At 45.0% G+C, this 24,302-nt stretch carries 26 protein-coding genes; 7 read left to right on the top strand and 19 right to left on the bottom strand.

Annotated features, from left to right (window positions below; translation table 11 throughout):
* Position 1: 1 nt before the first annotated feature.
* From R7040_RS00570 to aspS, 19 genes are all read right to left on the bottom strand, one after another.
* Positions 2 to 418: a DUF350 domain-containing protein gene (locus tag R7040_RS00570; protein ID WP_005378281.1), complete on the bottom strand. Its 417-nt coding sequence runs from the start codon at positions 416 to 418 to the stop codon at positions 2 to 4.
* Positions 418 to 1,461, bottom strand: coding sequence for a potassium channel protein (locus R7040_RS00565; RefSeq protein ID WP_017635053.1), 1,044 nt, complete (start codon positions 1,459 to 1,461; stop codon positions 418 to 420). Before R7040_RS00565 ends, R7040_RS00570 begins: the two co-directional genes overlap by 1 nt.
* A gap of 118 nt (positions 1,462 to 1,579) precedes the next feature.
* Entirely contained in the window at positions 1,580 to 2,641 is a 1,062-nt protein-coding gene (gene nadA / locus R7040_RS00560; RefSeq protein ID WP_047100825.1) for a quinolinate synthase NadA, read from the bottom strand.
* Positions 2,642 to 2,892: 251 nt separating this feature from the next.
* Positions 2,893 to 3,645, bottom strand: a complete 753-nt coding sequence (ybgF, locus tag R7040_RS00555) for a tol-pal system protein YbgF (RefSeq protein WP_005378285.1) — start codon at positions 3,643 to 3,645, stop codon at positions 2,893 to 2,895.
* A gap of 15 nt (positions 3,646 to 3,660) precedes the next feature.
* A complete protein-coding gene (gene pal / locus R7040_RS00550) occupies positions 3,661 to 4,185 on the bottom strand; it encodes a peptidoglycan-associated lipoprotein Pal (protein ID WP_005378293.1) in 525 nt (174 codons plus the stop codon).
* 30 nt (positions 4,186 to 4,215) lie between these two features.
* Positions 4,216 to 5,568: a Tol-Pal system beta propeller repeat protein TolB gene (tolB, locus tag R7040_RS00545; RefSeq protein WP_005387925.1), complete on the bottom strand. Its 1,353-nt coding sequence runs from the start codon at positions 5,566 to 5,568 to the stop codon at positions 4,216 to 4,218.
* Between the two features lie 12 nt (positions 5,569 to 5,580).
* Entirely contained in the window at positions 5,581 to 6,648 is a 1,068-nt protein-coding gene (tolA, locus tag R7040_RS00540; protein WP_042522108.1) for a cell envelope integrity protein TolA, read from the bottom strand.
* A gap of 13 nt (positions 6,649 to 6,661) precedes the next feature.
* Entirely contained in the window at positions 6,662 to 7,105 is a 444-nt protein-coding gene (locus R7040_RS00535; protein WP_005378298.1) for an ExbD/TolR family protein, read from the bottom strand.
* Positions 7,106 to 7,108: 3 nt separating this feature from the next.
* On the bottom strand, positions 7,109 to 7,807 hold the full coding sequence (gene tolQ, locus R7040_RS00530) for a protein TolQ (protein WP_005378301.1): 699 nt from the start codon (positions 7,805 to 7,807) through the stop codon (positions 7,109 to 7,111).
* Positions 7,797 to 8,216 (bottom strand): tol-pal system-associated acyl-CoA thioesterase, encoded by a 420-nt coding sequence (gene ybgC, locus R7040_RS00525; protein WP_213967357.1) that lies wholly within the window; start codon positions 8,214 to 8,216, stop codon positions 7,797 to 7,799. Before ybgC ends, tolQ begins: the two co-directional genes overlap by 11 nt.
* A gap of 172 nt (positions 8,217 to 8,388) precedes the next feature.
* Positions 8,389 to 8,691, bottom strand: a complete 303-nt coding sequence (gene ybgE, locus R7040_RS00520) for a cyd operon protein YbgE (RefSeq protein WP_005378304.1) — start codon at positions 8,689 to 8,691, stop codon at positions 8,389 to 8,391.
* Positions 8,684 to 8,791, bottom strand: a complete 108-nt coding sequence (cydX, locus tag R7040_RS00515) for a cytochrome bd-I oxidase subunit CydX (protein ID WP_000270284.1) — start codon at positions 8,789 to 8,791, stop codon at positions 8,684 to 8,686. Before cydX ends, ybgE begins: the two co-directional genes overlap by 8 nt.
* A 12-nt stretch (positions 8,792 to 8,803) precedes the next feature.
* On the bottom strand, positions 8,804 to 9,940 hold the full coding sequence (gene cydB / locus R7040_RS00510) for a cytochrome d ubiquinol oxidase subunit II (RefSeq protein WP_006742909.1): 1,137 nt from the start codon (positions 9,938 to 9,940) through the stop codon (positions 8,804 to 8,806).
* 17 nt (positions 9,941 to 9,957) lie between these two features.
* Complete coding sequence (gene cydA, locus R7040_RS00505) at positions 9,958 to 11,544, bottom strand: cytochrome ubiquinol oxidase subunit I (protein WP_005378311.1); 1,587 nt, start codon at positions 11,542 to 11,544, stop codon at positions 9,958 to 9,960.
* 461 nt (positions 11,545 to 12,005) lie between these two features.
* Positions 12,006 to 13,010 (bottom strand): Holliday junction branch migration DNA helicase RuvB, encoded by a 1,005-nt coding sequence (gene ruvB / locus R7040_RS00500; protein WP_005378312.1) that lies wholly within the window; start codon positions 13,008 to 13,010, stop codon positions 12,006 to 12,008.
* Between the two features lie 286 nt (positions 13,011 to 13,296).
* Positions 13,297 to 13,908 carry a Holliday junction branch migration protein RuvA gene (gene ruvA, locus R7040_RS00495; protein WP_017820041.1) on the bottom strand — a complete coding sequence of 204 codons (612 nt, stop codon included), beginning with the start codon at positions 13,906 to 13,908 and terminating at the stop codon, positions 13,297 to 13,299.
* Positions 13,909 to 13,975: 67 nt separating this feature from the next.
* The gene (ruvC, locus tag R7040_RS00490) at positions 13,976 to 14,497 is read right to left on the bottom strand and encodes a crossover junction endodeoxyribonuclease RuvC (protein ID WP_005387909.1); all 522 of its coding nucleotides are present in this window, start codon (positions 14,495 to 14,497) and stop codon (positions 13,976 to 13,978) included.
* A 92-nt stretch (positions 14,498 to 14,589) separates the two neighbouring features.
* A complete protein-coding gene (locus R7040_RS00485; protein ID WP_005378402.1) occupies positions 14,590 to 15,336 on the bottom strand; it encodes a YebC/PmpR family DNA-binding transcriptional regulator in 747 nt (248 codons plus the stop codon).
* A gap of 142 nt (positions 15,337 to 15,478) precedes the next feature.
* A complete protein-coding gene (aspS, locus tag R7040_RS00480) occupies positions 15,479 to 17,257 on the bottom strand; it encodes an aspartate--tRNA ligase (RefSeq protein ID WP_005378401.1) in 1,779 nt (592 codons plus the stop codon).
* Between the two features lie 273 nt (positions 17,258 to 17,530).
* Between aspS and R7040_RS00475 the strand changes: the two genes are divergently transcribed.
* From R7040_RS00475 to R7040_RS00445, 7 genes are all read left to right on the top strand, one after another.
* Complete coding sequence (locus R7040_RS00475; RefSeq protein ID WP_064367988.1) at positions 17,531 to 18,397, top strand: DUF72 domain-containing protein; 867 nt, start codon at positions 17,531 to 17,533, stop codon at positions 18,395 to 18,397.
* Between the two features lie 93 nt (positions 18,398 to 18,490).
* Complete coding sequence (cmoA, locus tag R7040_RS00470; protein ID WP_017635063.1) at positions 18,491 to 19,228, top strand: carboxy-S-adenosyl-L-methionine synthase CmoA; 738 nt, start codon at positions 18,491 to 18,493, stop codon at positions 19,226 to 19,228.
* Between the two features lie 81 nt (positions 19,229 to 19,309).
* Complete coding sequence (gene cmoB / locus R7040_RS00465; RefSeq protein WP_053307473.1) at positions 19,310 to 20,281, top strand: tRNA 5-methoxyuridine(34)/uridine 5-oxyacetic acid(34) synthase CmoB; 972 nt, start codon at positions 19,310 to 19,312, stop codon at positions 20,279 to 20,281.
* A 276-nt stretch (positions 20,282 to 20,557) separates the two neighbouring features.
* Positions 20,558 to 21,304: an ATP-dependent zinc protease gene (locus R7040_RS00460; protein ID WP_005378391.1), complete on the top strand. Its 747-nt coding sequence runs from the start codon at positions 20,558 to 20,560 to the stop codon at positions 21,302 to 21,304.
* A gap of 11 nt (positions 21,305 to 21,315) precedes the next feature.
* Positions 21,316 to 22,821, top strand: a complete 1,506-nt coding sequence (locus tag R7040_RS00455; RefSeq protein ID WP_005378389.1) for an inactive transglutaminase family protein — start codon at positions 21,316 to 21,318, stop codon at positions 22,819 to 22,821.
* 3 nt (positions 22,822 to 22,824) lie between these two features.
* The gene (locus tag R7040_RS00450) at positions 22,825 to 23,793 is read left to right on the top strand and encodes an alpha-L-glutamate ligase-like protein (protein ID WP_005378387.1); all 969 of its coding nucleotides are present in this window, start codon (positions 22,825 to 22,827) and stop codon (positions 23,791 to 23,793) included.
* A 227-nt stretch (positions 23,794 to 24,020) separates the two neighbouring features.
* The gene (locus tag R7040_RS00445; protein WP_005378381.1) at positions 24,021 to 24,173 is read left to right on the top strand and encodes a hypothetical protein; all 153 of its coding nucleotides are present in this window, start codon (positions 24,021 to 24,023) and stop codon (positions 24,171 to 24,173) included.
* The last annotated feature ends 129 nt before the right edge of the window (positions 24,174 to 24,302 follow it).

Here is a 24,302-nt window from a genome sequence, read left to right as displayed (position 1 = left end):
CCTAGTAGGTCATGCACGCGGCATTCAATACGCCAACCGAAACAGAAACTGCTGCTAATACAATACCGGCTGGCAGTTCATCTTTTTCGATACGCTCTGCCACTTTCGGAAGTAAAATAAAGCGTACAATTGCAAATGCAATAATTTGAGCAAGCATTGCAACAACGCCCCAAACCATAAAATCGACGATATTGACTGAGTTTTTTGCCGCCCCCGAAATCGCGAGACAGTAACCAAGGAAGGCCCCACTTAGCGCAATCGCTGCTGCTGTATTTTGTTTTTCTTTGATCAGATGCCACTCATCGTATGGCGTCAACTTGACGTAGATGAACTTAAACGCCAATACAAAAATAATAGAAACAGAGAAATAGAGTAAAAAGTTTGGGAAGCCTGCTAACAGGCCAGCAATCATGTGCATTATTGTTCCTTGTTCATTTCTTTCCAGGCAAAATCTTCAATACGTTCATCTGCAATGTAAAACAGCTTGGTACTCGCGGGTACTTCAGCATCTAAATCTGGGTTGAGTTGAATACCATCGCCAATATCAAAAGCAATCAGCGTGGCATGATGGCGTCTTTTGAGAAAAACGAAGAGATTCTCAATAGTGGTGGCAGACTGCCCCTCAGGATAAATAACTGAGTATTGCGTCATACCTCGTGTTGAAGCCAAAAGCTCCTGATGAAGCGCACTTGAGCCCGGGTCAACCGCCGCTTTTGCCAACATTTCTGCGCCAACAGCAGGTATGCATTCCGCTTTCGGGCAATGCTGACTTAGAAGTCGGCCTAGCGCTTCATCTTTAAAGTAAGCGACCAAATGAGCGGAAGGGTTTACAGATGCGCAGTATAGAGCGGCTGACAAGGTAATGTCGTCCGAGAGATTATCCACAATAATGCAAGCGGCTTCGGCAATATTGGCGTTTTTCATTTCTTGCGAATCGGTATAACTGGTCACTTTGATAAAACTGATTTCGCCAGGTAACGGGTTCTCTATTTCTGAACGGCTGCATAAAACAATCGGACGCTTTCCCTCTTCTTCATGTTGTAACATGCGAATAAGGTGCATCGTTCTCGATCCATTCCAGCCCAACAATACAATATGGTTTTCCACTCTTACTCTCCGTTTTCCTAAAATACCCGCTCGCCAATAGTCCATCGCTGCTCCAGCGACACGCCCCAATAATGCGGCGAATAAGCTCAAACCGCCGGGGATTACAAATAGTACGACAACCCATTTACCCAAATCTGTTACTGGAGAATGGTCGCCATAACCCACCGTACTCGCCGTAACCATGAGGTAATAGATAAAGTTAGCGAAACTGTCTGTTAATGCTGTTTCACCAGCGAGAACCAGCAGCCACCATGAAAGGCTCACATATAAGCCACTAAAGATGAGAAGGCTTCGGTTGCTCAATTTAAAAAGGTGGGAACTAAGCCACTTTTTAACTACTAACCACACCGCCATAAATTTATGACCTCGATATTCATTGATTGCATCAATAGTAACTCATTGATAGTAAGACACAAAAAAACCAGCCATATTCGGCTGGTTTTTGAGATTTACTTTCAGTTACGCCTACTTTTTAAGCATTACCTTTCACTTGCATATTTAGCTGCTCAGCAAAATCTAGCATGCGGTTAAGCGGGATAAGGGATTTAACACGCAGTTCTTCGTTAACAAAAATCTCGTGCTCTTCACCACCTTCACTAAGCGCTTTCTCAATTGCTTTCAAACCGTTCATTGCCATCCAAGGACAGTGTGCACAGCTGCGACATGTTGCGCCTGCACCTGCGGTTGGCGCTTCGATAAGTTCTTTCTCTGGCACAAGTTGCTGCATTTTAAAGAAAATGCCTTTGTCTGTCGCAACGATCATTTGTTTGTGAGGAAGCGCTTTCGCTGCTTTGATCAGCTGACTCGTTGATCCAACGGCATCGGCAAGTTCTACGACGCTTGCTGGTGACTCAGGGTGAACCAAAATAGCCGCATCTGGATACACGCTCTTCATTTTTCGTAGCGCATCAGCAGAGAACTCATCATGAACCACACACTCACCCTGCCAAAGCAGCATATCTGCGCCAGTTTTGTTAGCGATGTACGATCCTAGGTGACGGTCTGGTCCCCAAATAATTGGCTTATCTTCAGCGTCTAAGTGTTCCACGATTTCAAGCGCAATACTCGATGTAACGACCCAGTCGGCACGGGCTTTAACCGCTGCTGAGGTGTTTGCGTAAACTACAACCGTATGATCAGGGTGAGCATCACAAAACTCGCTGAACTTATCCGCAGGACAGCCAAGGTCGAGCGAACATTCCGCTTCCAACGTTGGCATTAGAATGCGCTTTTCTGGTGTCAGAATTTTGGCCGACTCGCCCATAAAGCGAACACCACCAATAATCAATGTACTTGCAGGGTGACGATTACCAAACTTCGCCATTTCCAACGAGTCACCAACAAACCCGCCAGTGTCTTCAGCTAGGGCTTGAATCTCAGGGTCGGTATAATAGTGCGCGATAAGTACCGCATCTTTTTCTTTGAGTAACTTTTTAATACGCTCAATGTAAGATGCTTTTTCTTCTTCGCTTAATGGAACTGGTTTCGGTGGGAATGGGTAAACAGTGTCGATTTTATCTAATATATGGCTCATTGCTCATGCTCTACGCAACTTCCTTTAATCCGAGTATTGTAACCTCGTTAATTTTCAAAAACCAACTTGTCGCGGGGATTTCTAGCGGTCTAGCCGTATATCTTTGTTACAGGTAGCATTTCCGAGTAGCGAAATTCGGTGCAACACAAGGTCAGAGGCTCTGCATCATTGCTATCGACTTAGCCGTTCTGCACCAACAGAAAATGGAAAAGAAAAAGGAAGCCGAGGCTTCCTTTTCAAAACATAACGTCTTACAGCTTAGAGCTGGCAAGTTTTGCAGATGCACTACCTGGGTATTCATCAACCACTTGTTGGTAGTACTTTTTCGCTTGAGCTGCATTGTTATTACGCTCAGCGATTTCGCCTAACTTAAGCAACGCATCGGCTCGCTTGTTGGAGTCTTTATAAGACACAACAGCGGCAAAACTTTTCACTGCATCCTCATCCTGCTTTTTAGCGAAGTACAACTGACCTAACCAGTAGTGAGAATTCGCTGAATATGTAGAATCAGGATAATCTTTCTGGAACTGCTGGAACGCTGCAATTGCGCCAGTGTAATCACGCTTTTTGAGAATGAGGTCAACTGCATTCTGATATGCCGTTTGCTCATCAACATTTGGAGTGTACTGGCCACCTGTTTTCACAGGTTGTGCTTCTTGTGCAGGTGTGGATTTTATCTCTCCACGAACACGATCCAGCTCGACAAACAACTCACGTTGACGTTGCAACATTTGTTTCATTTCGTAGCTATTTCGCTCTAATTGACCACGCAATTCACTGATCTCTTGCGACATTTGGTCAATTTGCTGTTGCATTTGGAGCTGAACGCGATTGCGGTTTTGGAGCAAACGTTCTAGACGCTCTACTTCCGTTTCAGATGAACGGCTCTTAGAGACGGATGATGTGCTGTTGAGATCGGATACTGGAGCTGGTGCAGCGAACGCAAAGTTCGCTGCACTTGCCAGTAACGTAAGCGCAACAGCGCGCTTAGTGTTACTGAACATGAGGATTACCTCGAATTAGTATACTAGAACCGCGCGACGGTTCTTAGCGTAAACTTCATCTGATTGACCTAGAAGAAGTGGCTTCTCTTCACCGTAGCTAACGATTGAGATTTGGTCAGCTTGAACACCTAGTGCTTGTAGGTAGTTCGCTACTGCTTGTGCACGACGCTCACCTAGAGCAATGTTGTACTCAGGTGTACCGCGCTCATCAGCGTGACCTTCGATAGTTACGTTAAGTGCTGGGTTCTTGCTTAGGTAAGAAGCGTGAGCCGCTAGCATCTCTTCGTAATCTGCTGCAATTGTTGAGTTGTCAAAAGCAAAGTAGATTGTTTGAGTTTCACGTAGCGCTTGCTCTTTTAGCTCTTGCTCTGTCAACTGACCGCTTTGATCAATTGGCGTAGCTACTGTTGTTTCCACTGCGCCATTGTTGTTTGTTGCTGCACCAGTGTTAGAAGCAGCGTCGTCGCTTGAACTACACGCTGTAACAGCCATTACAGGAAGCGCGATTAGTAGCCCTTTTAGAACCTTGTTCAGTTGCATCTTATTTTCCTTTATTAATCAAACTTATTACTACAAAAACGGTGACCATGCAGGCGCTCGAACACGCCCATTTGTTGCCGGTAATCTAGCTTTGAATCGACCATCAATTGACACCATCGATAGTACGTTTTTCTTGTTGTAAATCGAGCTATACACAACCATGCCACCGTTTGGGGCAATACTAGGAGACTCATCAAGCAAGGTCTTAGTTAAGACTTGAAGAGCACCAGTTTCCAAATCTTGTTTCGCCAAATTAAATCCTGCGTTGCTGCGGTTCACCATAACTAGGAATCGCCCATCAGGAGTAATCTGACCACCCAAATTTTGGCTGCCTTGCCAAGTCAAACGGTCAATAGAACCGCTGCCCAAATTTACTTGATAAATCTGTGGTTTACCACCCCTATCCGATGTGAAAATCAACGATTTTCCATCCGGATGCCAGAACGGTTCCGTATTATTTGATCTGCCACGCGTAATTTGCGTCAGCTTACGAGTGTTAAGGTCAAACGTATAAACATGAAGCGAGCCTGTTTTAGAAAGAACAATCGCTAACTTATTGCCATCTGGCGAAAATCTTGGCGCACCATTGTGACGTGGGTATGAAGTAATTTTCTCACGTTCACCGGTGTAGATGTTCATGATGAAGATTTCTGCTTGGCCATTTTGGAAGCTAACATACGCAAGCTTTTTACCATCTGGTGACCACGCTGGTGACATTAATGGTTGCTTAGAACGTAAAACCAGACGCTCATTGTAGCCATCGTAATCAGCGACTCGAAGTTGGTAAGGGAAACGGTCTTTATCGTTCACTACCACATATGCAATACGAGTCATGAAAGCGCCACGGTCGCCAGTTAACTGTTCATACACCAAATCAGAGATACGGTGAGCGTACTCACGCATACGAGGCCCTTGAACAGTGGCTACTTTATTGAACAGCACATGATCTTTTGACAGAACCAATTCACCGTCACTACCAAGCGCCTTACTCTTCCCACCTGTTAACTGACCACGCACAATATCAACAAGTTGATAGTTGATAACGTAGTCACCTTGGTCGTTTTGCTTGATTGAACCAGTCAATAGCGCATCCACACCTAAATTGGTCCAAGCATCAAAATTAACTTCTGATTCACTGAACGGTGTTTGTGGCATTTTGCTCGTTGGAACTGGGCTGAATTTACCACTACGTTGTAAATCCGAGGCGATAACAGCAGAAACATCCGTTGGAAGCGCTTGTGTGCCCTCCCACTTAAACGGAACAACAGCAATTGGTCGTGCTGAATCAATACCATCGGTAATGACCAACTCTAATGCGGCATTCGCCACATTTGTCATACTGCTAAACAGTACAAACATTCCTAGTAAAAGGCGTCTAATCACGTCTTATTCCTTTTAGTCCAAAGCAACAGTTATGTTGATGTCTTTTAGTCTTTCATTGACCGCTGATTCTGAAGATTTAGGGAACGTCCCTACCTGAGCTATTGCTCGCTTCGCCGCAGCACATACTCGAGTATCGCCACTCAAAACGGTAACACCAGAGACCATCATATCAGTTCCTGTCGGAATCAATTTGATGTTTACCCTACACTCCTTTCCCAGCAAGTAGTCATCCTTAATCAGCTTTTGCTGAATATTTTGAGTATAGATGGATGACATACGAGAAAGTTCGTCGTCAATAAATTGATTGCGCGCAGCACTGTTTTTACTGACCTCATCCTCGAGACCCGCAAAAATATCATCTAACGCGGCTTCTTGAGCTTTACGCTCACGCTCGGCACGCTCAGCTGCTTCTCTCGCTTTACGCTCTCGCTCAGCTGCCTCTTTTGCCGCTTTCTCTTTTGCAATGCGCTCTTGTTCAGCTTTTTCAGCAGCTTCACGCTCACGACGTGCTTTTTCTTCCGCTTCTTTTGCTGCTTTTTCACGAGCCAAACGTTCTTGCTCAGCTTTTGCTATAGCCGCTTCTTTTGCTAAACGCTCCTGCTCAGCTTTACGCACGGCTTCTTCTTTTTCCTTGCGCTCTTTTTCTAGCTTAGCAGCTCGCTCTTTTTCTTTGCGAACACGTTCTTCTTCCTGCTTGCGCTCTTGCTCTTTTTTCTTACGTGCAGCTTCTGCTTCTCGCGCCGCTTGAGCATCTTTCGCTTGCTGCTCTTTCAACTTGCGAATTTGCTCTTCTTCAGCTTTGCGGTTTTTTTCTAGCTGCTCTGCTTCGCGTCTCAGTTTATCAAGACGCTCTTGTTCTTTTTTCGCTGCCTTTTCGCGTTGCTGGCGAATTTCTTTCGCTTGTTGCTGCACAAGTTTTGGATCGATGACAACAGCTTGAACCATTTGCCCTGTAGGCTCTGGTTTAGACATGTTGAAGTCCGTCCCCCAAAGCAGGGCTGCAACTAGAATTGCATGCAAACCAACCGATATTGCTATCGGTTTGGCGTATTGGTTGGGTTTCTTCTTGTGATCTTTCATAGATAATTGATGTCTATTCCCTGATATCGGTCATTAGACCTACCTTAGGGATACCAGCTCGACTTAGTTCATCTAGCAATAGAACAACATCGGCATATGGTGTTGCCGCGTCGCCACCTACCGCAACTGGTGAATCCGGCTTAACCTCTCGCTCCGCTTTCACTCGCACAATAACATCTTGCAACGACAAACCTCGCTGAACTTCTTCATCATTTACGCTTAGGCCTAAATTACCCTCGCTATCAATTTCGATGATAATAAAGCTACTGTCAGTCTCGCCAGCAAGGTCTTGCATAGATTCTGCGGTCGATGTTTTCGGAAGATCAACGTCGACGCCTTGAGTCACAAATGGAGCGGTCGCCATAAAAATGATCAACAGTACGAGCATTACGTCGATATACGGAACAACGTTGATCTCCGCTGTCATTTTTCGCTTTTTAGGTTGATAACCCGCCATGCTTTATTCCTTATCCGCGCTGTCTCGGCCAGCCATCGCTTGACGATGAAGGATGCTGTGGAATTCTTCAGAAAATGTTGCGTAAGTGTGCTCTAGTTTACTCACTTTATTGCTTAGGCGGTTGTACGCCATTACTGCCGGAATAGCCGCAAATAGCCCCATCGCTGTCGCGATAAGTGCCTCGGCGATACCCGGTGCAACCATAGACAACGTAGCTTGCTTTACTTCACCCAGCGCAATAAAGGCGTGCATGATGCCCCAAACGGTACCAAATAGGCCGATATAAGGGCTTATAGAACCGACTGTTGCCAAAAACGGTAAGCTTGTTTCTAGCTCATCTACTTCACGAGAAACAGCAACGCGCATTGCGCGGCCAGTGCCTTCCATGATGTAAGCTGGTGAATTTGCGTTGCTCTTACGTAGGCGAGCAAACTCTGTAAAACCTGCGTAGAAGATTTCTTCTGTGCCTTCAATTTCGTCTTTACGCGCTTTTACTTTTTGGTAAAGCTGAGAAAGATCAGTACCCGACCAAAATTTGTCTTCAAACTGCTCTGCATTTTTTGACGCTTGAGAAAGCACTTTGCTGCGCTTGATGATCATTGCCCATGACACAATTGACATGCCAAGCAACGTCAGCATCACAAGCTTTACCAACAGACTGGCCTGAAGAAAGAGATCTAAAATGGAAATATCAGCAGTCACTATTTGTTAGCTCCGAATTTATAAAGGTTGGAATAGCTATTGGTTTCATTTTCTTATTATCGATACATGCTACCTTAACCGAGGCCTTGCACAATATCTTGCCTTGATCATTGACCAACTCTTGACAGAATTGCAGAGAAGCACGTTTTATTTCTGACACTCGGGTTACGACTGTCAGATGCTCGTCCAGCTTAGCGCCTTGGTTGAAATCGATATCCATGTGTCGGACAACAAAGCCGATATTTTGTTCCAGTAACACATGTTGAGAAATGCCTTTAGCACGTAACATCTCTGTCCGTGCGCGCTCAAAGAATTTTAGATAATTAGAATGATATACAACACCGCCCGCATCAGTGTCTTCATAGTAAACAGTGATCGGCCAGTGAAAGAGATTTGATGTGCCTTGCAAGGGAGTACCAATATATTCAATTCTTTAAAGTAATTACTATAACTGAAGCGACAGCAATTGGTACCGAGCTAATGAAATATTTTTGAAATTTGTAGAAAAAATAAAAGCTAGGCGAGATACCTAGCTTTTATTCGATGATTTAGTAACCGACTTTATTACAGCATATTTCAGCCTAAATGAAATAAAGTGCCGTTAGATAAATTAAGATAGCTAACGAGAAATAAGGACTAAACAAAACTTGCCAGTACCAGTTTCTTGGCTTGAAGCCCACCCCATACACCATGCTTGAACATACAGACCAAATCAGTGCTGGTGCGATGATTGAGTTAAAACCACCAATTGCTTGATGGTAAGCTTCAGGGTCCCACATCACCAATCCTACGTGCATAAAGCCAAGGATGAGAGATAAGACTCGTAGCAGAGTCTTATCCATTGGTGCGTGAAGTTTCGCTACCTTATCAGCGAGGTTACTCACTGTCTTTATCCATCATTTCTGAGTGCTCTAGCCAAAGAGCGTTGATGATACCGAATGCACAAGCAAGTAGTACACCTAGAATCCATGCGAAATACCACATAGTAAATGCTCCTTAGTAAAGTGAGTTTTTGTTGTCTTCAATGTACTGGTCATCAAGGCGACCAAACATCTTGTAGTAAGTCCAAGATGTGTAGCCAAGGATGATTGGCACCATAACAAACGCAACGCCTGTCATTAGGTTCAGAGTCAGCTCAGATGACGTTGCATCCCACATTGTTAAGCTGTGGCTTGGCATTAAGTCTGAAGGCATGATGAATGGGAACATCGCAAAACCTGCAGTAAAGATAACACCAGCAACACCCAAGCTTGAAGTAATGAACGAAATCGCACATTTTTCAAGACGAGATGCCAATACAGCGAGAAGCGGCATTGCAACACCTAATACAGGAGCAGCCCATAGTAGTGGGTAGTTTTCAAAGTTCTTCATCCACGCACCAGCTTCACGGATAACCTCTTTGTTTAGAGGGTTAGAAGCAGCGTTAGTGTCGATACCGCCAACAATGACGTAACCATCGATATTTTGGATCCAGAAACCAGCCGCTACAAACGCAGCAACCGTCAGTAAACCAGCCAACTGAGCAACGTTGCGCGCACGCACATGCACTTCGCCTGTTGTTTTCATTTGTAGCCAAGTAGAACCTTGCATCAAAATCATGAACAAGCTTACTAGACCACACAACAGTGCAAATGGGTTTAGTAGACCAAAGAATGAGCCATGGTATGTTGGCATCAAGAACTCACTCAATTGGAATGGTACACCTTGTAGAAGGTTGCCAAACGCTACACCAAAGATGATTGGCGGAACAAAACCACTGATTGAGATACAGATATCCCAGGTATTGCGCCATTTTGGATCTTCGATTTTAGAACGGTAGTCTAGGCCCAGAGGACGAAGCCATAGCGCTGCTAGTGTCAAAATCATCGCTAAGTAGAAGCCTGAAAATGACGTTGCGTAAACCAAAGGCCAAGCTGCGAACAGTGCACCACCAGCAGTGATAAGCCAAACTTGGTTACCATCCCAGTGAGGAGCAATTGAGTTAATCATGACACGGCGTTGCGTGTCGTTTTTACCGATGATAGGTACAAGCGCGCCTACACCCATATCGAAGCCGTCTGTTACTGCAAAACCAACTAGTAGAACACCGATTAGTACCCACCAGATGAGTCGCAAGATTTCGTAATCAAACATCTTGTTATCTCCTTACCTTACGCTTCTACTTGGCGACTAACTTTGTCTTCAACAGAGTCAGCATTTTGCTCGAAGTGGTAGCGACCCGTTTTCAGGCTACTTGGACCTTTACGAGCGAATTTCAACATTAGGTAAACTTCTGCAATCAGGAATACCGTGTATAGCGCCAGAATTGCGAAGAGTGAAGTCCAGATTTCACCTGCAGTTAGTGCAGAAGCTGCAACATGCACTGGTAAAATTTCACCTACAGCCCAAGGTTGACGGCCGTACTCAGCGACGAACCAACCCGCTTCAATTGCAATCCAAGGTAGTGGAATGCTAAATAGTGCAGCTTTTAGAATCCATTGTTTCTGCTCAATCTTCTGACGACACGTTTGGATAAACGCCGCACCAAAGACAAACAACATGATGAAGCCACAAGCAACCATGATACGGAATGACCAGAATAGCGGCCATACTGTTGGGATTGAGTCGTCCGCAGCAGCTTGGATTTGCTCTTCTGTTGCATCAACAACATTGTCTGTGTAGCGTTTTAGAAGTAGACCGTAACCTAGGTCACCTTTCACTTCATCAAACGCAGTCATGTTTTCTTCTGACTTATCGCCCGCACGAAGCTTCTCTAGAAGTTCATAAGCGTACATGCCGTCACGAATACGATCGACGTGTTCATCACGTAAATCACGAAGACCTGTTACTTGCTCATCAAAAGAACGTGTCGCGATAATACCCATTACGTAAGGGATCTTAATTGCGTAATCGGTATGCATCGTTTCCTGGTTAGGAACACCAAATAACGTAAATGCGGCAGGTGCAGGTTCAGTGTGCCACTCTGCTTCAATTGCAGCGAGTTTCACTTTTTGAACTTCACCAAGCTCGTAGCCAGATTCGTCACCAAGAACGATGGTAGATAAGATAGCTGCAATACCGAAAGAAGCAGCAATAGCAAACGAACGACGAGCAAACGCAATGTCACGACCTTTTAATAGGTAGTATGAACTGATGCCTAGAATAAACATTGCGCCACAAGTGTAACCAGAAGCAACCGTATGCACGAACTTAACCTGAGCAACTGGGTTTAGTACAACCTCAGAGAAGCTCACCATTTCCATTCGCATGGTTTCGAAGTTGAAATCTGCGCCTACTGGGTTTTGCATCCAGCCGTTTGCGATAAGAATCCAAAGAGCAGAGAAGTTAGAGCCTAGTGCCACAAGCCAGGTAACCGCTAAGTGTTGGCGTTTAGATAGACGATCCCACCCGAAGAAGAATAGACCAACAAAAGTTGACTCCAGGAAGAATGCGACAAGTGCTTCGATCGCTAGCGGTGCACCGAAGATATCACCTACATAGTGGGAGTAGTAAGACCAGTTCGTACCAAACTGGAACTCCATGGTAAGGCCTGTCGCCACACCAAGTGCAAAGTTAATACCGAATAGCTTACCCCAGAACTTGGTCATGTCCTTATAGATTTGCTTGTTCGTCATTACGTACATCGATTCCATAATGGCCAGAAGGAAGGCCATACCAAGGGTCAATGGTACGAATAGGAAGTGATACATCGCTGTCAGTGCAAACTGCAACCGCGATAGATCAACTACGTCAATCATGGTAACTCCTATGTGTCGGCTGAATGACACTCTCTACATATTGCAATCCATATTCAGGTGTTATTTACACTTGAAAAATGTTGAATTATCACAACTCATTGTTGCAAAAATGTGCTTCATTGGTTAGTTAATTGTTAAGCATCAGCTAATATAGCTGGGGCTAATATTACTTGTAAAAACAGATTGTTTCAAAAGGTTTATAGCCGTAACGCGCTTTGATATACATCAATGTTTATGCGCGGAATTTGCACAAAAATCCATCACATTGATCTAGATCAACCAGTATTGGATACGGATGTTAAGAGAGAGTAATCAGGAGAGAAATTAACCAGTTGCAAGCAAACATCGAGTTAACAATCAATGCTTTTTACTTACTAAACCAGTATGAGAAAAAATTCAAAAAATGTGAGTTTGGTCAACTTTAATGAAGCGCTGGGCAACAACGGCCCAGCGAGGGAATCTTATTTTTCAATTCCGAAATGCAAATACGCACGATCTGTCGCGATTCTTCCACGCGGAGTGCGTTGTAAATAACCTTGCTGAATAAGATAAGGTTCAAGAACGTCTTCAATAGTGTCCTTTTCTTCACCTATCGCCGCTGCCATGTTGTCGAGCCCGACCGGACCACCACCAAATTTTTCCATAATCGCGAGTAGTAGCTTACGGTCCATGTAATCGAAGCCTTCGGCGTCCACATCAAGCATATTCAACGCCTTATCGGCAACATCGGCACAAATGTGACCATTGCCTTTTACTTCCGCATAATCACGAACACGACGTAGCAAACGGTTAGCAATACGTGGTGTGCCACGCGCACGTCTTGCCACTTCCAATGCACCTTCAGGTTCCATTGATAAACCTAAACAATCCGCGCTTCGCTGCACGATATCTTGGAGGTCTTTTATCTTATAAAACTCAAGGCGCTGAGTAATACCAAAGCGGTCGCGCAATGGTGACGTTAAAGAGCCCGCTCGGGTCGTCGCACCAATTAACGTAAATGGTGGTAAATCGATCTTAATAGAACGAGCGGCCGGACCTTCACCGATCATAATATCCAGTTGATAATCTTCCATCGCCGGATACAGCACCTCTTCAACCATCGGGCTCAAGCGGTGAATCTCATCGATGAACAACACATCGTTTTCTTCGAGGTTGGTTAACAGCGCGGCCAAATCGCCTGCTTTCTCAAGTACAGGGCCTGAAGTAGTGCGAATGTTCACTTCCATTTCATTGGCAACGATGTTCGCAAGTGTGGTTTTACCCAAACCTGGGGGACCAAAAATCAAAAGGTGATCAAGTGCTTCGCTACGTAACTGAGCAGCTTTAATGAAGATCTCCATTTGGTCACGGACATGGTCCTGACCTTGGTAATCCGCTAATTTTTTTGGCCGAATAGCACGATCAATGACATCTTCATCACGAAAGGCAGGGTTTTCTGGCGCGATTAAACGATCGGCTTCAATCATCTTTTTACCTTGAAAAATGGTTACCTGAAAGAATAATGCCGCTCGTTTAACAGCAAGTGGCATATTTCTATATCTCGTCATCCTGTACAGCGACGAAGGAGCGTGATACAGGATCTTCTATCCGAGCGATTTATGGTCAAATTGTTTCATTAACCGCTCAGCGTGCTGCTATTAGATTCCCAGTCTCGCCAGGCTCGCTGGAATGACACAAAAAACATCGTTAAGCGATTGGCATTAACCTTAGAGAATGAGTTATCTTGAACAAATGTTCACTGTGCAACCAGCGTTACACCATTGATTTTAGAGCTTCACGGATCATTTGCTCACTGCTCATGTCCGGTTTAGCGATCTGAGATACCACTTTCGACGCTTGAGTCGGCTTGTAACCTAGAGCTAGAAGCGCACTGATTGCTTCTTCTTCCGCGTTGTTGGATGTCGCACTAGAATCCGCAGGAGCAGCATCCGTAAATGGTGTAAATAGATCGCCAGCGCCCCACCCTTTCAAGCGGTCTTTCATTTCAACAACCAATCTCTCTGCGGTTTTCTTGCCAACGCCTGGAAGCTTAACCAGCGTAGAAACGTCTTCATGTTCCACACAAGTAACAAATTGCGTTGCTGTCATACCAGAGAGAATACCAAGACCGAGTTTAGGACCAACGCCATTGGCTTTGATCACTTCACGGAAAAGTGCTCGTTCTTTTACTGTGTTGAAACCGTATAGCAATTGCGCATCTTCACGGACAACAAAGTGAGTATAAATAATGGCTTCTTCGCCAACATTTGGCAGTTCGTAAAAACAGCTCATTGGCATCTGGACTTCATAGCCAATGCCATTAACTTCAATTAATACTTCAGGTGGTTGTTTTTCAATCAGTATGCCACGAAGACGTCCAATCACTATAAATACTCTTTGGAAATGAATTTGCGACAGGATAATAAAGAACTGGATAGACATCCAGTTAATTTTAACGGTAGCGCCCTTTTCTGGCACTGGTTGCTTTGCCCGCTAACGCAACGAGAGTCTTGTTAGTATTGGCATGACAAATCGCCACACCTAAAGCATCGGCTGCATCCGCTTGAGGCTTGGCGGGCAATTTAAGCATCTGCTGAACCATATGCTGAACTTGCGCTTTGTCCGCGCCACCAGTGCCGACGACAGCTTGCTTAATAAGACGAGCCGCGTATTCAAATACCGGCAACTCCGCATTCACCGCAGCAACAATTGCACTGCCACGAGCTTGGCCAAGTTTTAGCGCTGAATCCGCGTTTTTGGCCATAAACACTTGCTCGATCGCGAAAACGTCCGGTTGAAACTGGGTAATGATTTCCGTGACGCCTGCATAAATCTGTTTAAGCCGACCCGGAAGTTCTTTTTCTGAAGTACGAATGCAGCCACTACCAAGGTATTGCAAGTGGCGTCCATTTTGACGAATGACCCCATAGCCGGTAATGCGCGAACCTGGGTCAATGCCCAAAATAATTGACATGAATGTTCCTAAAAATGAGGCCTAATTCGGCCTCAGTCTTTTTATTATTACTTGCTAACTTCGGAGCAAATACCGCTCCCGACACCTTGAGTTTAATCTAGCGTAGCCGCAACGTCGTCAGAGATATCACCATTGTGATAAACCTCTTGAACGTCGTCCAGATCTTCCAAAGCGTCAATCAAACGAAGTAGTTTTGGCGCAGTATCCGCGTCCAAATCTGCTTTCGTAGATGGGATCAGCGACACCTCCGCGTTCTCTGCCTCAAAACCTGCGGCATCAAGGGCATCTTTTACGAGTCCAAAGTCGCCTGGGGCCGTGTAGACATCAATCGAGCCATCTTCTGCCGTTTCAATGTCATCAGCACCACTTTCTAATGCCACTTCCATTACCGCATCCTCATCTAAACCTGGGCCATATGAAATCACGCCTTTCTTGTCGAAAAGATAGTTGACGCTACCATCCGTCCCCAGATTACCGCCTGACTTTGAGAATGCATGGCGTACGCCAGATACCGTACGATTTCGGTTATCCGTCATACATTCAACCATGACCGCCGTACCACCTGGACCATAACCTTCATAGATCACGGTTTCCATGTTGTCGTCGCCTTCACCACCAGCACCTCGGCTGACAGCGCGGTTGACAGTGTCACGTGTCATGTTGTTAGACAGTGCTTTATCAATTGCTGCTCGCAAACGTGGGTTATTTTCTGGCTCACCGCCCCCCTCTTTTGCCGCAACAACGATTTCACGGATTAATTTAGTAAAAATTTTGCCGCGCTTCGCATCTTGCGCTGCTTTACGGTGACGAATATTCGCCCATTTACTATGACCAGCCATAATTCACCTTTTAATGTATTTTGACGCTTAATAACAAAACATGTTCTAAAAGCGTTGCTTGGGAAATTGCTTTGGAAGTTTCTTGGGTTTATTTAAACAAAAACTCCCGCAGTTGCGGGAGTTTTCTTCAAATGTTGTGCGCTTATTCTGCGTCTTTTTCTTTCGCTGCAGTTACTGCGATTGCTAGCTCTTCTAGCGCTGCTGGGTTCGCAATACTTGGTGCGTCTGTTAGTAGACACGCCGCTGCTGTTGTTTTAGGGAACGCGATAACATCACGGATGTTCTCTGTACCACATAGCAGCATTACTAGACGGTCTAGACCAAATGCAAGACCAGCATGTGGAGGCGTACCGAATTTCAGCGCATCAAGCAGGAAGCCGAACTTAAGCTGTTGCTCTTCAGGTGTGATGCCTAGAATATCAAATACGGCTTCTTGCATATCTGCGTTGTGGATACGAACAGAGCCGCCGCCCACTTCGTAGCCATTTAGAACCATATCGTAAGCGTTAGAATTTGCCGCAGCTGGGTTTGCTTTTAGCTCTTCTGCAGTCACACCTAGAGGCGATGTGAATGGGTGGTGCATCGCGTGTAGGTTGCCTTCGTCATCTTCTTCGAACATTGGGAAGTCAACAACCCATAGTGGAGCCCATGCAGACTCATCCGTTAGCTCTAGGTCTTTACCTAGTTTCAAACGTAGCGCACCCATTGCTTCTGCAACGATGCCCGCTTTATCAGCGCCAAATAGGATAATGTCACCAGATTCCGCTTGAGTACGATCTAGAATGCCGTTGATCACGTCTTCATTTAGGAACTTAGCGACTGGAGATTGGATACCTTCCATGCCCGCTGCACGGTCGTTAACCTTCATCCAAGCTAGACCTTTCGCACCGTAGATGCCAACGAATTCACCGTAGCCATCAATTTGCTTACGAGTCAGAGAAGCACCACCTGGAACGCGAATAACGGCAACGCGGCCTTTTTCGTCGTTTGCTGGACCTGAGAATACTTTGAACTCAACGTCTTTCACTAGGTCAGCAACGTCTACTAGTTCCAGTGGGTTACGTAGGTCTGGCTTGTCAGAACCGAAACGACGAATCGCTTCGCTGAACGGCATTACTGGGAATTCACCTAGGTCAACGTTTAGTAGCTCTTGCCACATTTCACGAACCATTTTCTCAGTCGTTGCACGAACTTGGTCAGCCGTCATGAATGACGTTTCGATATCGATCTGAGTGAATTCTGGTTGACGGTCAGCACGCAAGTCTTCATCACGGAAACACTTAACGATTTGGTAGTAACGGTCAAAACCAGACATCATTAGAAGTTGTTTGAATAGCTGTGGAGACTGAGGAAGCGCGTAGAAGCTGCCTTTGTGAACACGGCTAGGTACTAGGTAGTCACGAGCGCCTTCTGGAGTCGCTTTTGTTAGGACTGGTGTTTCGATGTCTAGGAAACCGTTGTCATCTAGGAAACGACGAACAAAGCTAGACGCTTTAGCTCGTAGCTTGATGCGGTCGCTCATTTCTGGACGACGTAGATCTAGGTAACGGTACTTCAGGCGCTGCTCTTCAGAGTTCTTTTGGTTGAAGTCTAGAGGCAGAACATCAGAACGGTTGATGATTTCAAGACCTTTCGCAAGGATCTCAACTTCACCTGTTGCCATGTCTTTGTTTGCTTGGCTCTCTGGGCGAACGCGCACTTCACCCGTTAGTTTGATACAGAATTCATTACGAAGTGTGTTCGCCACTTCATACGCATCCGCCATATCTGGATCAACAACTACCTGAACGATACCTTCGCGATCTCGCATATCAATAAAAATAAGACCGCCTAAATCACGACGACGGTTAACCCAGCCGCAAAGTTCTACAGTTTGTCCTGCAAGGGACTTGTTCAGGTGACCACAGTAATGGGTACGCATAATGAAATTCCCAATCTCTCAAATGTTGTTAACTACGCTCTGTCAGCCTCATTGCTAAGCAGAGTAAAGATTCAGTTATACGCTGAATGTCCACGAAAATCGACTACTCAACATACAATTACGTGTGTTTTATCATTCACTGGTGCTTTTTAGTACAACAAATGTTCAAAAGCGCACCAAAGCGAAAAAATTGGGGAGGATTATAGCGTGAAATTACCTATTTCAGCAAAACTCTCGTAAAGTATTCACACGAGTAGCAAGCAGTAAAGAATAATGGATAACTTACCTCTTCGACTTGGATTGACGATGTGGTCGCACAATCAATGGCAACAAAGTTTTTACGGCAGCGGGACAAAGCCCGCTGAACGTTTAGAAAGGTATGCGCAAGTGTTTCATACCGTGGAAGGCAACACGACATTTTATGCCACACCGACGCTCAATACAGTGCAAAACTGGAGAGCCGCAACCCACGATGATTTTCGCTTTACTTTCAAACTTCCTAAAGCCATTACTCATGAGCAAATGCTAAGAGGTTGCAGCGAACAACTGAGAGACTTCATGAAAGTCATGGAGCCTTTGCATGACCGTGTAGGCCAATGGACAATTCAATTACCAGCCGCATTTGGTCCTGAGCACCTTGATCGACTGAAAAAGTTCTGCGCGAGCTTTCCACCTAACTTCCCTCTCGGTGTTGAGGTTCGCCATATGGCATTTTTCTCCAAAGGCGAAGAAGAGCGAGCACTTAACCAATGGTTAGTAGAGAATAATATTGACCGCATTATTATGGATAGCCGCCCAGTCTTTGCCGCTAAGCCCGACAATGAGGCGATTATTGATGCACAAATGAAAAAACCACGAGTCCCTGTTCACGCCATTGCTACCGCTTCACATCCTTTGATTCGCTTTATTGGTCATCCAGAAGAACAACAAAATTACGAGTTTTTTAAACCATGGCTCAACAAGTTGCCACAATGGATTGCCGAAGGTAAACAGCCATATGTCATGATCCATACCGCAGACAATATAATTGCGCCAGAGTTGGCCGCAAACCTATATAAAGACATACAAAAGCGTATCACACTCCCTGAGTTATCACCTTTCCCAGCTGACGATGGCAACTCGCAGTTACAGATGTTCTAACGCAACACATGACAGAGGCGCGAAATTCCCATAAAATACGCGCCTTTTTTGGTGCCTGACATTTTCAGGCGGCTTGTATGCAGAGACTTAGTTATGAACCCTAAGAGCAATCCAGATACTATTTTTTCGGCTCCAATCGATAAAATTGGGGATTTCACGTTCGATGAACGCGTAGCGGAAGTATTTCCTGACATGATTCAACGATCGGTACCGGGTTACAGCAATATCATTTCTGCAATCGGTATGCTGGCAGAGCGTTTTGTAAAACCTCACTCAAACATCTATGACCTTGGCTGTTCTTTGGGTGCTGCAACATTGTCTATGCGTCGCCATATCAAACAAGAAGGTTGCCAAATCATCGCAGTGGACAACTCTCCTGCGATGGTTGAGCGTTGTAAACTTCACGTCAACGCTTACCGCAGTGACACTCCTGTGGATGTAGTAGAAGCAGACATTCGCAATATCGAAATTGAAAACGCGTCAGTGGTGGTGTTGAACTTCACTTTGCAATTCCTCTCTCCAGAAGATCGTTACTCCTTGCTCGAGAAAATTTACGCAGGCCTGCGTCCAGGCGGCATTTTGATTCTATCGGAGAAATTCGTCTTCGAAGATGAAGTTTCGAACGAACTGTTAATTGACCTTCACCACGACTTTAAACGTGCGAATGGTTATAGCGAACTAGAAATCAGCCAAAAGCGCAGCGCGATAGAAAACGTAATGCGCCCAGATTCAAAGAAAGAACATAAAGAGCGTTTCGCTAAAATTGGCTTTTCTAGCTACGATGTTTGGTTCCAATGCTTTAACTTCGGCTCCATGTTCGCGATTAAATAGACCATGCATACAAAGCCTGAACCATACCGATTTCGGCTTTTGTTAATAATTTATACCCATCAACTCAGCGATTAACTAACTATGTTTAACTTTGCAAATTTCTACCAATTGATTGCCCAAGACACCCGTCTTCAACCTTGGCTTAATGTGCTTCCACAACAGCTAACGGATTGGCAAAATGCAGAGCACGGTGACTTTGGTCGCTGGTTGAAAGCCCTGAACAAAATCCCAGCGGGTAGACCGGACAACATCAACATTGTTGATTCTGTCACGATTTCAAACAATGAGCCCATGCCTCAAGGGGAACTTAAAAAGCTAGAAAGCTTACTTCGTACATTCCATCCTTGGCGCAAAGGCCCATACAACGTACACGGCATCCATATTGATACTGAGTGGCGCAGTGATTGGAAATGGGACCGCGTGCTTCCGCATATTTCACCATTAAAAAATCGCAGCGTACTCGATGTAGGTTGTGGTAACGGCTACCACATGTGGCGCATGCTAGGCGAAGGTGCACGCTTAACTGTCGGTATCGATCCATCTCACCTGTTTCTAATTCAGTTCGAAGCAATTCGTAAACTAATGGGCGATGACCAACGTGCACACCTATTGCCATTGGGTATTGAACAACTACCTAAGTTAGAAGCGTTCGATACGGTATTCAGCATGGGCGTGCTTTACCATCGCCGCTCGCCTCTCGATCATTTAGTGCAACTAAAAGATCAATTGGTATCTGGTGGTGAACTCGTATTGGAAACACTCGTGATTGAAGGTGATGAGAATGCAGTACTGGTCCCGACTTCTCGTTACGCGCAAATGCGTAATGTCTATTTCTTCCCTTCAGCAAAAGCCCTAAAAGTGTGGTTAGAATTGGTCGGTTTTGAAGATGTTCGTATCGTTGATGAAAACATCACATCCGTAGATGAACAACGTACCACAGATTGGATGACGCATAACTCTCTACCTGACTACTTAGATCCGAACGACCCAAGCAAGACTGTAGAAGGCTACCCTGCCCCTCGCCGCGCGGTTCTTGTCGCTCGCAAATCATAATTCGCTGAGATTCCTGACATTGTCTTAACTCATTTTACGAGTTAAGACATTACCCTCTTTCCTCGTAATGAGCGAGTTTGATTTTTGAATCCATTTTTCACGTCAAAATATAAGCACGCTCTAAATAAGGATGCGCTTTTATGTCCTTGATTTTTGGCTTTTCATCACTATTCCTCAAACAATAAGTAATAGAGAAACATTCTTACTTGTGAGGCTTTATCGATATAAGCTAAACTCCTAAAAAATAAACAACTTAATCCAATCCCAAGGTTTTCAATGTTATTACGATTGACCCCGATTGTTGCCATCGCCTTACTATCTGGATGCTCACTAACCAAAGGCGAACAGTACCACCAAGAAACGTTAGCGGCGATTCAAAATTCAGAAGCGAATGTCAATAATCGCATTACCAACCTAGAGCTACAGCTCAGCAACCAATCGGACTATATCGACAGCCTTGAAGAACAAGTCGATAAACTACAGGTTGAACTTCTTACATTTCGCGATGAAGCAATGGCAGAAGTAAAAAAACCGAAAGAGCCGATTATTGTCCAATCTCCCGCTCCTGTGGAACCAACCCCAACTCACGATATTGTCCTTGGCTCTATCGAAAAGGTCACTGTAGAGTCGATTAAGCAAACTTTTGATGCACGTATCGACACTGGTGCCGCGACGTCGTCTTTAAATGCCGTTGATATTGAAGAGTTCGAAAGAAATGGCAAAAAATGGGTCCGATTCCACTTAGCAGACACCAGTAAATCCGAAGAAGAGAAAAGTACTTGGATCGAAGCTCCTGTCATTCGCTACGTCAAAATCCGCCAGGTTACCAGTGAAGAGTTAGAACGCCGCGCTGTGGTAGAACTTTGGGTGCGCGTTGGAAAAATTCATGAAAAAGCGCAATTTACGTTGGCAGATCGCTCACATATGAACCATCCTATTTTACTGGGTAGAGAATTTATGCGCGACATAGCACTTGTCGATGTAAGTCGTACCTATATCCAAACGGACGAAGATAAAAAATAATAAGGTAGATTATGACGTCAAAAATACCGTTTTACCTTTCTATCATCTTATTGGTGATTGCGGGCATTGCTCTGAGTGTTTTCAGACATGAAAACTACGGCGTGCCTTGGACGCCAGGCGAAACTCGCCAGGTATGGGATGTAGAAGCTCGTATTGAGTTCAATGCTAACGGCAACGAAGTAAAAGCGTCACTTGCAGCACCTCATACACAAAGTGGTTACACACTTATCGGTGAATCTGCTTCCTCATCAGGTTATGGCGTTTCCTACATCAATGACGATTCAGGCCGTCGTGCAGAATGGTCAATTCGCCAAGCTCAAGGGCCACAAACCATATACTACAAAGCCCAGTTCTTAGTAGACCCTCAGGCTAAAGTCACTCCTTTACCGCCAACGGAAGACATTACGCCACCAACGCTATCAGCACCACAAGCAGCAGCGGCAAATGCCCTTATCGAACGTGCGATGAGTCGCTCAGCCGATAATGTGACGTTTACTCGTGAGCTTATCAAAGCGCTTAATGACCCAGATAGCCAAAACTCGTCGCTACTACTGAACGATTTCAGCCGTACTGATGCACTGCATAATATTTTGCTTACCGCAGGTATACAAAGCAAAACCGTCGGTGTTATCGAACTAGAAGATGGTCGTCGACGCCAAACAATTCAACCAATGGTTCAGGTTTGGTCAGGTAAAGATTGGGTACTGTTTTCGCCAAAATCCGAACAAAAAGCAGTGAAACCCAACTTGTTAGTGTGGGATGAATCAAACGTATCCTTACTTGACCTTGTTGGTGGTAAAAATAGCCAAGTGCATTTCTCGATGATTAAGCAAGAAATGACACCACAACAAGCTACAAACAACAAAATAGAAGCAGATGGATTACTGAATATTTCAATTCATAGCTTACCTTTGGAAGAGCAAGCGATGTTCAAAACCATCATGCTCATCCCTATTGGTGCTCTGATCGTTGTGTTCTTGCGTGTGATTATCGGCCTGAAAACATCCGGTACCTTCATGCCTGTGTTGATTGCCGTTGCTTTTGTTCAAACTCAACTATTAACGGGTATTGTCGGTTTCTTGCTAATTGTAGGTACAGGCCTGATTATTCGAAGCTATTTGTCTAGGTTGAACTTATTGCTGGTAGCAAGGATATCTGCGGTCATTATTACCGTTATCATGATCATCTCGGTGTTCACCGTTGTTGCGTTTAAGATGGGCTTAACGGAAGGCCTAACAATTACCTTCTTCCCTATGATAATCTTGTCTTGGACGATTGAACGTATGTCAATCCTATGGGAAGAAGAAGGTGCGAAGGAAGTTGCTCTGCAAGGTGGTGGTTCATTGCTGACAGCGGTATTAGTTTACCTTGCAATGACGAACTCATACATTCAACACTTAACCTTTAACTTCATTGGTCTACAGTTGATTGTTCTGGCCGGTATTCTATTACTAGGTACTTACACAGGTTACCGCCTCACTGAGCTACGACGCTTCAAACCACTAGCGGAGGACTAAACGATGTTCGAAAGTTTTACTTCGCCGTCTAAGCTTCGCCATAAAGGCATTATGGGGATGAACAAGCGTAACCACAGCTATATTGGCCGTTACAATGATCGTTCTAAATACCCACTTGTCGATGACAAGCTAAAGACCAAAATTATTGCACAGGCAGCAGGAGCAACAGTTCCTGCCCTGATCGGTGTCATTCATAACCAAGCTGAAGTTAAGACTATCCACAAAATGGTTGAAAACTGGCCTGGTTTTGTAATCAAACCTGCACAAGGTAGTGGCGGTAAAGGCATTCTGGTTGTTACGTCTCACAAAAACGGGGTATATACCAAACCCTCCGGCTCTACAATTGGTAGGGATGAGGTCGAGCGTCACATTAGTAATGCGCTTGCTGGCCTTTTCTCTCTTGGTGGTAAAAATGACGTTGCTGTGGTTGAAAACTTAATCAAGTTTGATGACTGTTTTGATGGCTTCAGTTATGAAGGCGTACCAGATGTTCGGATCATCGTATTTAAAGGTTATCCAGTTATGGCGATGATGCGCTGTTCTACAGCGGCTTCCGACGGCAAAGCAAACCTTCACCAAGGTGCGGTAGGAGTAGGCATTGACATCGCGACAGGTAAAGCCGTCAGAGCGGTGCAGTTCGATCATCCAGTGACTCATCACCCTGATACAGGTAAAGACCTTTCGACCCTTCAAGTACCGCATTGGGAGCGCTTGCTGGAGCTTGCGTCAAGTGCCTGGGAAATGACAGGTTTGGGATACATGGGTACGGATATGGTGCTGGATAAAGATGAAGGGCCTATGGTTTTAGAGCTTAACGCTCGCCCTGGTCTGGCAATCCAAATCGCTAATGGTGCAGGCTTGCTTCCTCGTTTGAAACACATAGAGAGCCTTGGCACACCTGCTGAGTATCCAAAACCGATTGAACGCGTCGCTTACGCGGCAGAGCAGTTCGGTGTGAAGCCGTTGTTCTAACCCTTCGACATAATGTTCGTTATTACTCGCCAGTAATTGTCATGATTACTGGCGTTTTTGTTCCCGCATCCAAAAACCTTGCACTTGCTCTCCTTATTAAACACATCCTTCTCATATATAAGTTGAATCAATGATCGAGCTAACAAAATCAACATAGATCGTTTCTTTTCTACTTTGCCTTTTGAGTATGATGAGAGCTCCCCTTACTCAACTTGAGAGGTTGGGAAATGCTAATAAAAGAAACAAATAATGATGAACCAGAGCTTGAAGAACAAGAGAGCTTAGACCAACACCTACAACGCTTGTCTGAGCTTTCTGTCCAAGCACTTGAAGAGCTTGCTGAAATGATCGAAGTCAGGGACGATATTCCAGAGGAATAAACGTCGCTTCCTCATTAAGTTCCGCTAATAAGCCGAGACTGCCGTCCTACAGTCTCGGCTTGTCTTATGTTGTTCGAAGCCTGCCTCGCAAACAGATACAAAAACGCCCGCGTTCATTGCGGGCGTTTT

The sequence above is a fragment of the Vibrio sp. 1069 genome (assembly GCF_033340555.1).
The sequence above is the reverse complement of the archived record's forward strand: the minus strand, read 5'-3'. Positions and strand labels throughout refer to the sequence as shown.

Coding starts and splice junctions, on each gene's coding strand:
- R7040_RS00570 (WP_005378281.1), bottom strand. CDS start 418: ATGCACATGATTGCTGGCCTGTTAGCAGGCTTCCCAAACTTTTTACTC.
- R7040_RS00565 (WP_017635053.1), bottom strand. CDS start 1,461: ATGGCGGTGTGGTTAGTAGTTAAAAAGTGGCTTAGTTCCCACCTTTTT.
- nadA (WP_047100825.1), bottom strand. CDS start 2,641: ATGAGCCATATATTAGATAAAATCGACACTGTTTACCCATTCCCACCG.
- ybgF (WP_005378285.1), bottom strand. CDS start 3,645: ATGTTCAGTAACACTAAGCGCGCTGTTGCGCTTACGTTACTGGCAAGT.
- pal (WP_005378293.1), bottom strand. CDS start 4,185: ATGCAACTGAACAAGGTTCTAAAAGGGCTACTAATCGCGCTTCCTGTA.
- tolA (WP_042522108.1), bottom strand. CDS start 6,648: ATGAAAGATCACAAGAAGAAACCCAACCAATACGCCAAACCGATAGCA.
- R7040_RS00535 (WP_005378298.1), bottom strand. CDS start 7,105: ATGGCGGGTTATCAACCTAAAAAGCGAAAAATGACAGCGGAGATCAAC.
- cydX (WP_000270284.1), bottom strand. CDS start 8,791: ATGTGGTATTTCGCATGGATTCTAGGTGTACTACTTGCTTGTGCATTC.
- cydB (WP_006742909.1), bottom strand. CDS start 9,940: ATGTTTGATTACGAAATCTTGCGACTCATCTGGTGGGTACTAATCGGT.
- cydA (WP_005378311.1), bottom strand. CDS start 11,544: ATGATTGACGTAGTTGATCTATCGCGGTTGCAGTTTGCACTGACAGCG.
- ruvB (WP_005378312.1), bottom strand. CDS start 13,010: ATGATTGAAGCCGATCGTTTAATCGCGCCAGAAAACCCTGCCTTTCGT.
- ruvC (WP_005387909.1), bottom strand. CDS start 14,497: ATGTCAATTATTTTGGGCATTGACCCAGGTTCGCGCATTACCGGCTAT.
- R7040_RS00485 (WP_005378402.1), bottom strand. CDS start 15,336: ATGGCTGGTCATAGTAAATGGGCGAATATTCGTCACCGTAAAGCAGCG.
- aspS (WP_005378401.1), bottom strand. CDS start 17,257: ATGCGTACCCATTACTGTGGTCACCTGAACAAGTCCCTTGCAGGACAA.
- R7040_RS00475 (WP_064367988.1), top strand. CDS start 17,531: ATGGATAACTTACCTCTTCGACTTGGATTGACGATGTGGTCGCACAAT.
- cmoA (WP_017635063.1), top strand. CDS start 18,491: ATGAACCCTAAGAGCAATCCAGATACTATTTTTTCGGCTCCAATCGAT.
- cmoB (WP_053307473.1), top strand. CDS start 19,310: ATGTTTAACTTTGCAAATTTCTACCAATTGATTGCCCAAGACACCCGT.
- R7040_RS00460 (WP_005378391.1), top strand. CDS start 20,558: ATGTTATTACGATTGACCCCGATTGTTGCCATCGCCTTACTATCTGGA.
- R7040_RS00455 (WP_005378389.1), top strand. CDS start 21,316: ATGACGTCAAAAATACCGTTTTACCTTTCTATCATCTTATTGGTGATT.
- R7040_RS00450 (WP_005378387.1), top strand. CDS start 22,825: ATGTTCGAAAGTTTTACTTCGCCGTCTAAGCTTCGCCATAAAGGCATT.
- R7040_RS00445 (WP_005378381.1), top strand. CDS start 24,021: ATGCTAATAAAAGAAACAAATAATGATGAACCAGAGCTTGAAGAACAA.